Annotated in this window: 11 protein-coding genes; 5 read left to right on the forward strand and 6 right to left on the reverse strand. The window is 62.3% G+C overall.

Annotated features, from left to right (window positions below; translation table 11 throughout):
• Positions 1-54 precede the first annotated feature (54 nt).
• The 4 genes from HGSM_RS01885 to serS all read right to left on the reverse strand — a co-directional run bounded on the left by HGSM_RS01885 (position 55) and on the right by serS (position 4,840).
• The gene (locus tag HGSM_RS01885; protein WP_040594483.1) at positions 55-1,443 is read right to left on the reverse strand and encodes an ABC transporter substrate-binding protein; all 1,389 of its coding nucleotides are present in this window, start codon (positions 1,441-1,443) and stop codon (positions 55-57) included.
• A 237-nt stretch (positions 1,444-1,680) separates the two neighbouring features.
• The gene (locus tag HGSM_RS01890) at positions 1,681-2,700 is read right to left on the reverse strand and encodes a LacI family DNA-binding transcriptional regulator (RefSeq protein ID WP_019147042.1); all 1,020 of its coding nucleotides are present in this window, start codon (positions 2,698-2,700) and stop codon (positions 1,681-1,683) included.
• Between the two features lie 57 nt (positions 2,701-2,757).
• A complete protein-coding gene (locus HGSM_RS01895; protein ID WP_019147043.1) occupies positions 2,758-3,561 on the reverse strand; it encodes an HAD family hydrolase in 804 nt (267 codons plus the stop codon).
• Positions 3,554-4,840, reverse strand: coding sequence for a serine--tRNA ligase (gene serS, locus HGSM_RS01900; RefSeq protein WP_019147044.1), 1,287 nt, complete (start codon positions 4,838-4,840; stop codon positions 3,554-3,556). Before serS ends, HGSM_RS01895 begins: the two co-directional genes overlap by 8 nt.
• A gap of 56 nt (positions 4,841-4,896) precedes the next feature.
• On the opposite strand from serS, the gene HGSM_RS01905 reads away from it, so the two are divergent.
• The 5 genes from HGSM_RS01905 (at position 4,897) to HGSM_RS01920 (ending at position 9,941) form a co-directional block, all read left to right on the forward strand.
• Complete coding sequence (locus tag HGSM_RS01905; RefSeq protein WP_019147045.1) at positions 4,897-6,117, forward strand: diacylglycerol/lipid kinase family protein; 1,221 nt, start codon at positions 4,897-4,899, stop codon at positions 6,115-6,117.
• Positions 6,118-6,235: 118 nt separating this feature from the next.
• Complete coding sequence (locus HGSM_RS01910; protein WP_040594232.1) at positions 6,236-8,110, forward strand: DUF3309 domain-containing protein; 1,875 nt, start codon at positions 6,236-6,238, stop codon at positions 8,108-8,110.
• On the forward strand, positions 8,047-8,661 hold the full coding sequence (locus tag HGSM_RS14290) for a hypothetical protein (protein ID WP_154646206.1): 615 nt from the start codon (positions 8,047-8,049) through the stop codon (positions 8,659-8,661). Before HGSM_RS01910 ends, HGSM_RS14290 begins: the two co-directional genes overlap by 64 nt.
• 148 nt (positions 8,662-8,809) lie before the next feature.
• Positions 8,810-9,085 carry a DUF7218 family protein gene (locus tag HGSM_RS01915; RefSeq protein ID WP_019147046.1) on the forward strand — a complete coding sequence of 92 codons (276 nt, stop codon included), beginning with the start codon at positions 8,810-8,812 and terminating at the stop codon, positions 9,083-9,085.
• A 19-nt stretch (positions 9,086-9,104) separates the two neighbouring features.
• Entirely contained in the window at positions 9,105-9,941 is an 837-nt protein-coding gene (locus HGSM_RS01920) for an alpha/beta fold hydrolase (RefSeq protein WP_019147047.1), read from the forward strand.
• A gap of 28 nt (positions 9,942-9,969) precedes the next feature.
• On the opposite strand, the gene HGSM_RS01925 is transcribed toward HGSM_RS01920, so the two are convergent.
• Positions 9,970-10,326 carry an iron chaperone gene (locus HGSM_RS01925; protein WP_019147048.1) on the reverse strand — a complete coding sequence of 119 codons (357 nt, stop codon included), beginning with the start codon at positions 10,324-10,326 and terminating at the stop codon, positions 9,970-9,972.
• A 178-nt stretch (positions 10,327-10,504) separates the two neighbouring features.
• A partial coding sequence (locus tag HGSM_RS01930; protein ID WP_040594234.1) for a S9 family peptidase occupies positions 10,505-12,145 on the reverse strand: 1,641 nt, incomplete at its 5' end.

Raw genomic sequence — 12,145 nt, forward strand, 5'->3', positions numbered from 1 at the left:
GCTCACCGTTTGCGCCTATTGCAGTCCGAGTTTCAGTACTGGGCTAGATTCCAGTTACTTCCATGATGCTTGGATAGCATCGAGGACCTGAGTGTCGGACTTGTTTTCTGCGATCCATGAAGTCATCTCGGTCCAGAATGATCCCGCTCCAACATTTCCGGGCATCAGGTCTGAGGCGTCAAAACCAAAGTCCTGAGAAGTGTCGGAAAGGAGGGAGAACGAGAGCTTGTCAATTGGCGACACCAAGTTCTCTGGGTCAAGTCCAGAGTTCGCAGACACCCAGCCGCCAGCGGGGGTTGCCTTTGCCTTAGCGTTAGCCCATTCCGGTGAAGAGAGGTAAGCCTGGAACGCAGCGACTTCAGGACGGTCAGCGAACGCGGCCACAAACTCGCCACCACCGAGGACTGGTCGTGAGTCGGCTGTCATGCCTGGGAAGTAGAAGGCAAACACGTCGCCTTCCTCAGATACGTCCGTGCCCTCTGGCCAGTTTGCTGCGTAGAAGGACGCTTGACGGTGCATGAAGCAGTTGCCGTCAAGGATTGGCAGGCCACCGTCTTGGAATTCGGTTGTGGCAATCGACTTAACGTCACCGATGCCACCGTTGACGTACTTATCGTTCTTAAGGATCGCGCCCACCTTGCCCAGTGCTGCGGCGATCTGTGGGTCGTTGAACTTGACCTCGTTCGTGATCCACTTGTTGTAGACGTCGATGCCTGCCTCGCGCAGAACTAGGTCCTCAAGCCAGTCGGTTGCTGGCCAACCAGTGGCCTCACCCGAGCCGATGCCTGCGCACCAAGGCTTGATGCCTTCAGCACCATGGTCTGCAACGATCTTGTCGGAGAGCGCAATCAGTTCGTCATAGGTCTTTGGAATCTCATAACCGTTGTCCGCAAACATTGATGGTGAATACCAGACGAACGACTTCACGTTTGCGCCGAGCGGTGCAGCGTAGAACTTTCCGTCAACGGTGCCGTAACCCTTCCAAGACGCTGCGTAGTACTTGTCAACGTTCGCAGATGTCCCTGCAGAGGCCTCAACGATCGAGTCGGGGAACTGGCCAACAATCGTCTTGAGCAGCCCAGGCTGAGGGATGTACGCAATGTCAGGCGCGTTTCCAGCCTTCAGGCGAACTTGAAGTTGGGTCTCGAACTCCTTAGAGCCCTCGTACTTGATGCTCGCTCCGGTGCACTCCTCGAATGGCTTGTAGGAGTCAATGTGTGGTTGGTCCTCGGGTGCCACGATGGAGGTGTAGACCGTGACGGTCTTACCGGAGAGGTCGCCGTAGCTCTCATATGCGGCGCAGTCACCAGAGGCGGTGCCCGTTCCGGTTCCCGAGCCTTCTGGCTTCTCGGGTGTGTCGCTGCCACAGGCAGCAAGTGATAGCGCGAGCGTCACAGAGGACGCAATCGCAACGACGTGGTGTCGCTTCATGGTGCTCTTCATTCTCATCCTCACAACTTTGTAGAGGTTGGCGGGCATAGAAACTTCTATGTCCCTCATCACAAATGCAAGCGCTTACATCAAGCAATTGCAAGTGCGGAAACGCTCCCACACTCACAACTCAGCCTAGCCATGCAGCTCCAACTCGGCTCCTTGAAACGAAATTCGTTACCAAGTCGCAAGATATTGCGGAAAAGTACCTGGTACTCACCACGCCCTGCAACGCATTACGGTTTGGTATCAGTTATCGGTAGTACCAGCAAACGGTCCAGTACTCGGGCGCTCTACCAGCGAAATCTTGCCCAGGGTGGTCATCGGAAGTTCTTCACCAGCGAGCGCCCGGAGCAGGAGTTCGGCCGCAGCCTTGCCCTGTTGCTCTGGACTCTGCCGAATCGTGGTGAGACCCAAATGCGCTGAAATCTCCTCATCGTCAACACCCACGATCGCAAAGTCCCGACCTACTACGAACCCTCTCTCGCGCGCAGCGTGCATCGCGCCAAGTGCCACGGTATCGGTAGCCGCGAACAGGGCAGTCAGTTCGGGCGCTTCGTCCAGAAGGGCATGAGCCGCCCTGTGCGCAGCCTCCCACGTGAAAGACGTAGGAGTCATCCAGTTCGCCGGCGCATGGATCCCACGCTTGCCAAGGGCTTCCCGCCAGCCTTGGAACCTGCCCAGGGAGGGGCTCAAAGGAAACTGGTCCCAGTCCGCACCGGCTAGGTGCCCGATGTTTCGATGCCCCATATCCCACAGGTGCTCAACTGCCATCCGGCCGATAGCGTGGTCGTCCACACCAACCGTGGCATGGTCTCGGTGGCCGGGCCCCGCAAACACGATGGGAACACCCAAGGTCTCCAGGTCGCGTACCTCGTGGTCAGTGAGCTGCATTCCAAGAACAAGCACACCGTCCACACGCCTTCGCAGGGCAGCAGGATCTACCGCCATGCGCGGATGTGTAGGCGTCTCATGGAAGGAAAACAAGAGCGCGTCGAAACCATCGGCATGAAGGCGCTTCTGCGCTCCCTCTATGACGTTGGCAAAGAACCACCGGTTGACCCACGGAGTCAGCAGGCCGATCGTGCGGGTCCGGCCAGAGGCGAGCCGAGACGCCGCCGGAGAGGCCACATAGCCCATCTCCTCGGCAATGGCCTGAACCCGGGCCAGAGTCTCAGGTTTTACGCTCGTGAGTCCACGCAGTGCCCGAGAAGCAGTCGCGGTGGAAACACCAGCGCGACGGGCAACGTCTTCCAGATTCTGCGTCATGGCTTACATCCTTGGGCGAACGGCAAACACCAGCATGCCGCACCACGACGGAACGCGCTATCCGACCAGCAGTCTCTCGAGGACTGGCGCGAGTCCATCGTCGAGAATTGGGAGCGTGATCTCATCAGCTGCAGCAATGACCTCGGCCGACGCGTGGCCCATGGCCACGCCCCTACCCGCCCAGGCGAGCATTTCGATGTCATTCTCGGCGTCGCCAACGGCGACGGTGTTCTCGATTCCGACCCCCAGCAGAGCACGCAAGCGCTCCAATCCATAGGCCTTGGTGATGCCGTCGGGAGCCAGGTCCATCCAGTGGGTGCCGGCGATGGAGTAGTACGTGTCGCGCAAGCCAAGGGACTCAACCCGCTTGCTGAACTGGCGGTCAGCGTGCGAAGCACGCGCCACCACCACGCGGGAGGTTTCCATCTGGCGGAGTTCCGGCACGGCTGTGATCGTGTGGGCGCCGTGCAGTTTGGACGAGTTAAAGTCCTCGCTGATGTAGTAGCCCACACCGATCTGCTCGAGCGCGATCATCGCCTCGGGCATGTACTCGTGCAGCGCGGCAACGGCCTGATCAGCCTGGAACATCACGGCGTGCTCAACTTCGTACCCGCCCGGAAGTTCCGAGTCGATGTGGGCGGTAACGGAGCCGTTCGAGCAGACCGCCCAACCCTTGTCGATGCCTAGTTCCTTCAGGACGGGCAGCGTAGCTACGAGCGGACGGCCCGTGGACAGCACAACCTGGTGCCCACGGAGCCGCAACTCGGCAATGGCCGCACGGACCTCTGCCGAGATGAATTCGTCATACGACATGATCGTGCCGTCAATGTCGAGGCCGATCATGTAGTTGGCGTCAGCCACGGGCAACCGGCTCCAGCACCTCGAGGCCGCCCAGGTATGGACGCAAGCCCTCGGGAACACGCACCGAGCCGTCTGGCTGCTGGTGGTTCTCGAGGATCGCGACGATCCAGCGGGTGGTGGCGAGGGTTCCGTTGAGGGTCGCAACCATGCGCGTCTCAGACTTGCCGTTGACCTCCGCGCGCTCGCGTACGTTAAGGCGGCGTGCCTGGAACGTAGTGCAGTTCGAGGTCGAGGTGAGCTCGAGGAAGCGCTCCTGAGTGGGCAGCCATGCCTCGCAGTCGAACTTGCGGGCGGCGGAGGAGCCCAAGTCACCGGCGGCCGTGTCGATCACGCGGTACGGGAGTTCGCACTTCTTGAGCATCTCCTCTTCCCACGCGAGCAGGCGCTGGTGCTCTGCCGCAGCGTCCTCAACCTTGCAGTACGAGAACATCTCAACCTTGTGGAACTGGTGCACACGGATGATGCCGCGCACGTCCTTGCCGTGCGATCCGGCCTCACGGCGGTAGCACGCGCTCCAGCCTGCGTAGCGCTTGGGGCCGTCCTCGAGGTCAATGATCTCCTCGGAGTGGTAGCCCGCGAGCGCAACCTCAGACGTACCCACAAGGTACTGGTCGTCTGCATTCAGGTAGTAGATTTCGTCCGCATGAGCTCCGAGGAAGCCGGTTCCCCGCATGATGTTTGGGTTGACGATCGTTGGGGTGATCATCGGGGTGAAGCCGGCCTGGACGGCCTGGTCCACTGCAGCATTGAGGAGGGCAAGCTCGAGGCGCGCGCCAACTCCGGTGAGGTAGTAGAAGCGGGAGCCGGAGACCTTGGCACCGCGCTCGGTGTCGATTGCCTTGAGGCCCTCACCGAGTGCGAGGTGGTCCTTGGGCTCGAAGCCCTCGGCTGCGAAGTCGCGTGGGGTGCCCTCGTGGCGCAGGACGATGTAGTCTTCCTCGCCACCTGCTGGGGCGCCCTCGACGAGGTTACCGATCGAGGACATGAGCTGAGCTAGGGTCTCGCCGGACTCGTTCGCCACTGCCTGGAGGCGCTTGACCTCGGCGGCCAGCTCCTTGGTGCGAGCAAGAAGCGCCTGCTTCTCCTCGCCCTGGGCCTTGGCTACGACCTTACCAAGGGACTTCTGCTCTGCACGCAAGTTTTCGAACTCGACCAGAGACGATCGACGTACCGAATCAGCCTCGAGGATCGAGTCAACGATCGCTGGGTCATCGCCGCGCACAATCTGGCTCTGGCGGACAAGGTCTGGGTTTTCGCGGAGGATACGTAGATCAATCACCTCACTAGATTACCTACAACACGCAAATCTGTGGCAATGAGGGATAACGTGGTGGCATGAATGCCGATCAGTGGTTACTTGTTGCGACTATCGTTCTGCTCGCGGCGGTTGTCGCGGTTGGCCTTGTTGCCGTGCTTGAGTTGCGTGCGCTGCGCGCGTTCCGGCATGGGGAAGCGGCGGCTGGAACCGCTGACCTGCTTCACGACGATATTCCAAGCACTCCCCCTCCTCCCCTTCTCGCTTTTGTTGCGAACCCGTCAAAACCCAACATTGCCGCCCTCAAGTCTCCTGTTCTTGCTCGGTGTGCGGCCGAGGGCTTGCCTGAGCCGCTGTGGCTTGAGACCACGGTCGACGACCCAGGCAGGGGTCAGGCTGCCGAGGCGGTCGCGCGTGGCGCGAGCCTCGTGGTGGCGATGGGCGGGGATGGCACGGTTCGATCTGTGGCCTCCCACATGGTGACCACTGACGTGCCCATGGGAATCATCCCCGTGGGCACGGGAAACCTACTGGCCCGAAACCTTGACATTCCAATCGCTTCGTTGGACGAGGCATTCGACATCATCATCCAGGGGATCGACCGCCCGATCGATGTGGGGTGGCTCCAAGTCATCGAGCCCGACACATCCGCTCTTGCCCAACTCGAGGACAGGGCCAAGAACGCCCGCCGTCAGAGTGAACGGAGCAAGGCGCAGGCCGCGATCGACGCGGGCGAGGCCCAGCCTGCGGGCACTGAGAAGCACCTATTCCTTGTCATCTCCGGGGTGGGCTTCGACGCGGCAATGATCGCGGATGCGGACGCAACCCTCAAGGCGAAGATGGGTTGGGTTGCCTACTTTGTGGCGGGCATGCGTCACCTGCACGGGAGCCGGCTCAACGCTCGCATCAGCCTAGACGGCAGGAGATTCCAGACCCAGCTGCGCACCCTGCTCATAGGGAACTGCGGCAAACTTCCGGGCGGGATCACCCTCATCCCCGACGCCGTGATCGATGACGGCATCCACGACGTGGCGGCGGTGGATACCCGCGGAGGGATTGCAGGCTGGGTCCAACTCTTTGGCGAAGTAGTGCTGCAGGGTTACGGCCTTAAAAACGAGCTCCCTACAAAAGTGGGGCGTATCGACCACATTCAGGCGAAAACCACGGAGATTCTCATCCTCGAGGGAGCTCAAGCGCAGGTGGACGGTGACATCGTGGGCCGGGCCAAGCGCGTCAAGACGTGGGTCGACCCGAAGGCTCTCGTGGTCCGCACCCCCGTGCCGAGCCTAGAAACCCGCTAGGGCTGGCACATCCCCTCGGTTTCTGGATAATTCCTGCACGCAGCCCGTGCGCGCAATCCTCACAGAGAATGACGAAGTTACGCCCAAGAACGCGCAGTGCGTCAATTAGGCTGGTGGGGTGCCTCTCGCTTCCTTAGTTCCCCAACTGCGCTCCCGCACAGCGCCTGCGCTCCTTGCAGCCGTCTGTGCACTGGTGTGCGCTCTGGTCCTCACCCCGGCGGGTGCTCTTGCCAGCGGTTTCCCCAGTTCGTCGGACACGGTCGCTCAGGTTGCTACGGCTGCCACGGCGCGTACCTCGACCACTGCCATAACCGCGCTGGCCACCACACCAGACACCGCACCCGTGGCGACGAGCGAAAACGTGCAGGGCAACCGGGTAGTGTTCATCGGCGCTTCGGGGTTGCGATGGGCCGACGTCTCCGCAGACCACATGCCAAGCGTGAACAGGTTCGCACACACAGCGGCCATCGGAAATCTCATCACCCGGACCGTGTACACCTCAGCTTGCCCCGCTGACGGCTGGCTGGGCCTTTCCGCAGGCAACCGGGCGGGAGACTCCATCAACGGCGCGGGCACTGCCTGCCGGTATCTCGAGGAACCGGCGCAGGCAGCAAGCGTCTCCGGCGAAGCCACCCGGAACGCAACCGTTCCCGAGTGGCAGACGTTTCTCGACGCCGCTGCAGGCCAAAAGTACAGCGCAGTCGTTGGCGCGTTCGGTGAGCAGCTGAGCCCCGCAGGGACTTCCGTTGCTGGTGTGGGACCCGGCGCGGCAATCGCGCTGGCAAACAAGGAGGGCGTGGTCCAGGGCGACTTCTTCACCAGACCCGCTGCCGCCCGCGACATTGGCACATCCGTTGCAGCCGCGCTTGACGCAACGCAGAACGGCGGCCTCGTCATGGTTGACGCCGGGCACATCCGGTTGGGCCGTGGACTAACCGCGACCGATCCCGTCATGATCGCCCAAGCCCAGGAACTCGATGCCCGTATCGAGTCGACCCTCGCCGCGATCTACAAGGACGACCCCACACTCGAACGCACCACAATCGTGCTTGCATCCCTCGCCGACCCCGTGGGCTCCCCACGTATCTCCCTCATCGCCATGGCAGGGAACCAGGTCAACGGCAACTTCCTATCGTCGCCGTCCACCCGCCAGCAGGGCTACAACCAGATCACGGACCTGCCTACCACGCTGTTCAAGCTCGCCGGTGTCGACTATGCAGACGTGCGCTCCACGTTTGTGGGCTCAGCCATCGCCCCCGAAACCATCAACAAGACCACCGATCAGCGCATCGCGCAGCTCGTGGACGACGAGGCCCACGCCCTTGCAACGAGGCCGATGGTCAGCACGTACTACCTGCTGTTCTGCATCGTGAACATCGCGCTATTCGGCGCAGTCGCCTACGTGTTCTCCGGCCGATTCCTGCGCCGCGTCACCCGCGGGGACTCGTGGATTGCCAAGCACTCGCGCAGCCTGATCCGCGCGTGTGAGATCGCGGCGCTCTCCCTTGCAACCCTCCCCGTGGGGACGCTCCTCGCCAACCTCTTTCCGTGGTGGCGGACCGCGTCCCCCACCGCGGCGCTCATCCTGATCTCGGTTGCGATTATCGCCCTGATCGTCTGGTTCTCCCGCCTGCCTGTCTGGCGTGGGTGGAAGTTTGCTCCCATGGCGGTCATCGCGCTCATCACCGCCATCGTGCTCGCCGTTGACGTGGCGACCGGAGCCTCGCTCCAAGTTTCCGCGCTCATGGGCATCCAGCCGATGGTGGCGGCCGGTTCTACGGCTTCAACAACCAGTCGTTCACACTGTTCGCGGTCACAACGCTGCTCGTCGCCGGAGCGATCGCCAACGAGTTCGTGGCGCGCGGCCACCGCAAGCTCGCGGGTCTGTCCGTGGCGGTGGTGGGCGTCATCGCGCTCCTCCTCGACGGCATGCCCTCCCTCGGCGCCGACTTTGGCGGGCCTCCCGCGATCTTCCCGGCGTTTGCCCTGCTGACACTATTCGCGTTGGGTGTGAAGCTCGACTGGAAGAAGGTCCTCGCAGTCATGGTCGCGGCGGTTGCCGTGGTCTCGTCCTTTGCGATCCTCGACTGGCTGCGCCCCGAGGACCAGCGCACTCACCTCGGCCGGTTCGTGGACACCGTGCTGAACGGCGGGCTCTTTGACGTGATCGGCCGTAAACTCTCCGCGAACTTCTCCACGCTGACCAACCCGCTGTCCCTCGTGGCGATCACGGGCATCCTGTTCATCCTGATCGTGCTCGGCCGCCCGGTACGCCAGGCAGCCAAGGGCGACATCACCCTGGCGCCGTATCACTGGCTGACTCGCGGGGTCCCACTGAAGCAGATCTCCGCGGACCGCCCCATGTTCATGCCCACGCTCTACTCGGTGTACGTAGCGCTCATCATCGGCACGCTCGTCAACGACTCCGGCGTGGTCATCCTCGGCGTGGGACTCGCTGTGCTCGTGCCACTCATGATTGCCACATACGCCCGCTGGATCCTCTCCATCTCCTCCGCCCACGGCCCGCTGCGCGAGACGCTCTAGCACTCAGTCTTGGCTCTGATTAACGACGATTCTGGCTGGTGATCAGCCAGAATCGTCGTTAATCCGTGGCGCCTTAGGCGCTGCCGGATGCGGTTGCGAAGCATCCGCCCTAGGCTGGAAATCTGTCGATTTCGAGCAAGGAGGCACCATGCCCACCAACTCAAACCCACGCTCCAACTCCATCAAAGACCCTGACATATACCGGGCATTGCGGCGTGAAGGAGCATCGGAGGAGAAGGCAGCACGAATCTCCAATGCGGTCGCCCGAGACGGTGCGAAAGCCGTTGGCAAGAGGGGCGGAGAGTCCGGTTCCTATGAGGATTGGACAGTCCCCGAATTGAAAAAACGGGCTAAAGAACTTGGCCTGCGCGGATACTCCTCGAAACGCAAAGACGAACTTGTCGAGCTGTTGCGCAACCACTGATTTACAGGCCGGAGGAAACATGAGTTATATCAACGTAGGAACCCATGCGGGCACGTCATTGCACCTCAACTACGAGGACTACGGGGACGGCGAGCCCGTAGTCCTGATCCACGGATACCCCCTCGACGGTGACAGCTGGGAGAAACAAACCACTGCCCTCTTGGAGGCTGGTTACCGCGTCATCACCTACGATCGCCGCGGGTTTGGGCGATCGTCTAAACCAGCAGACGGCTACAACTACGATACGTTCGCGTCCGATCTGGACAAGCTCATGACAAAGCTCGAACTCACAGGGGCTACCCTGGTCGGCTTTTCCATGGGCACCGGAGAAATAGCGCGCTACCTGGGCAGATACGGAAGCAAAAGGGTTAAGCGGGCAGTGTTCATTGGATGCCTCGAACCGTTCCTCCTCAAGACTGAGGAGAATCCTGAGGGCGCTGTGGACACCGACTTCATTGACGGATTCAGTGCGTCAGTACGGAAGGATCGGTACGCGCACTTCACCGGGTTCTTCAAGGACTTCTTCAACACCGACACGTTCCTGGGCTCGCGGCTCTCCGAGGAGGCCCTGCAGCACCACTGGATAGTGGCGGGGCAATCCGGTGCTCAGGCATCGGCCAAGGCACCGTACTCGTGGATCGAGGATTTCCGCCCCGATATCGCGGCCATCACCGTGCCGAGCCTCATCATCCACGGAACCGCAGACAACATCCTGCCCATCGATGCCACTGCCCGACGGTTTGCCAAGATGCTGCCCGAAGCCAAGTTCGTGGAAATCGAGGGCGCTCCTCACGGACTCCTGTGGACCCACGCGGATGAGGTCAACGCACCACTGCTGGAGTTCCTGAAGAGCTAGAAATTGGCGTGTGGCCCCCTCGGACGGGCTACTTTCCGGGCTTGAGGTCTATCTCGGCTCGCCGCAGGTCGATGAGTCGATCCACGAGGTCGTCAGGAAGCGGGTGATCCACGGAGAACCGGATCGTGCCCTTGGAGTGATCGAAGTTCGCAAGGTCGCCCTCAAGAGCCTCCACCACTGCCCCACTGAACGGGTAGTACGCAATGTGGGACTTGGCCACTTGAACGGACAGGAGAGTCTTGCCGCGATAGGTGAGTGCGGGCATGCCGTAGCCGAGGCCCTCCCCGACTCCCTCGAGCCTGCTTAGCGCGCGCTGGTGGATGCGCTCCACAGCGCTCTTCTCGGGCTCGCCGAGCCCTGCAATGTAGTCGGTGAACTCTGCCATACAGGCCACCCTACGCCCGCGTATGCCCGTACGCCCTCCCGCAGCTAATCCCGCCCATGCCCACAAAGCGCCGAGATCCTAGCTGCAACGGTGAGTTCCTAGCAGGGCGCTAGGACTTCACCGCCAGAATTAGGATCTCGGCGCTTTGTGGTGGTTACTTCGCAGGGGGGAGCCGTGACTACGAAACCGGCAGGTAGCGGGCCCACCATTCCAGGATCGCGTCAAAGCGCTGCGTGCGGTGCCACGGCGTGCCGGAGCGGGACAGTTCGTGGTTCTCACCGGGGAACGCGAGCATCTCCACTTCCTTGCCAGCACGCTTGAGGGTCTGGAAGTACCGTTGTGCCTGCTCGAATGGGCAGCGCAGGTCTTCCTCGGAGTGCAGAACGAGCGTTGGCGTCTGGACCTGGTGGGCCACAGCCATCGGGCTCTGCGCGAGGATCTGGACCGGGTCGGTTCCGGTGTAGCCGTCGGCGAAGAACCAGCCGATGTCGCTCGTGCCTACAAAACTGAACGGGTCGAGGAATCCGCGCTCCACGATCGCTCCCGTAAACCGGTGGTCGTGACCGATGATCCAGCTGGTCAGGTAGCCGCCGTAGGAGCCACCCAGCACGCCCGCGCGCTCGGAGTCGAGGTTGTCGTGGGCGGCAACGGCCTGCTCGTAGAACGCGAGGACGTCAACCATGTCCACGGTTCCCATGGCTTCCTTGATGGACACGCCGTGCTCCCGGCCGTAGCCGGCCGAGCCACGCGGGTTGCACTGGAGGACCGCGTAGCCTGCGCGTGCGTACACCTGCGCCTCGTCAAAGTATGCCCAGTGGTAGTCCGCGAACGGTCCGCCATGGATGTTCAGCAGGACCGGGTGCGGCCCTTCACCCTCGGGTGCGTAGAGCCAGCCATGCACTGGATACCCGTCCGATGACGTGGCCGTGAACTCGACCTGCTCGGCCACGGTGGTGGCCTCGCGCAGCGGCGCCGCAAAGTCGGTCAGCGCGGTCAGTTCGCCCGCGGCGCCTACCAGCGCCACCTCGCCCGGCGTTCGTGGGTCCGTGTAATTTACGACGATCGACTCACCCGCCGCTGCCACGCCAAGGATCACTCGCTCGCCTTGGGAGACGAGGGTGAGCTCGCCGGACGCGTTCACGTGGTGCAGCTCGCCCGCACCACGGTGTCTGGCTAGGGCGTAGACGCCCTCTCCGTCTGGGCTCGGCACGAGGGTCGAGTGGACATCGCCGTAGTCGTTGGTTTCGAGGTCCGTGAGGCTGCGCGGCGCGGTGGAAGGCAGGTCCGCGGTGCTGACCGCGAACACGCCAGTGTTGCGTGCAACGAAGTCCACCCCGGACTCCCCCAGTTCCTGTCCGAGCAAGAACAGGGTCTCTCCGTTGCCAGAGAACGTTGGTGTGTGCAGGGACATGGGGCTTGAGCCGGAGACTTCGAGGCGGGCTGCAGGTAGATCGGACTCGAGTTCCTTGCCGTTCTCCACTGCGACGCCGTCCGTGATTGCTACCGAGTAGATCCCGGACACGAGGTCGTCGTCTGCCCCGGCGTGCTGTGCGCTGGCAAAGAAGATGCGTGAGCCGTCGGGCGAGAACGCGATGCCGCTGACCGAGAACTGAGGGTCGCTCAGTAGTTTGGCCTCTGGGAACTCCGCGGACTGGGCGACGACAGGAAGCGCCGCGCCCTCGGCGGATTCGGACGCCATGTCGGCGGCGGCTTCCGTGTCCTTGGCCTTGGCTGCCGCGAGTGCGGCCCTGCCAGTGGGTTCTGCGTATGGCTCCGCGCCCAGGTCGGGCACATCCACGAGGAACAGGGCGCTGCGCCG

The organism is Timonella senegalensis JC301, from assembly GCF_000312125.1.
GTDB classification, from domain to species: domain Bacteria; phylum Actinomycetota; class Actinomycetes; order Actinomycetales; family Cellulomonadaceae; genus Timonella; species Timonella senegalensis.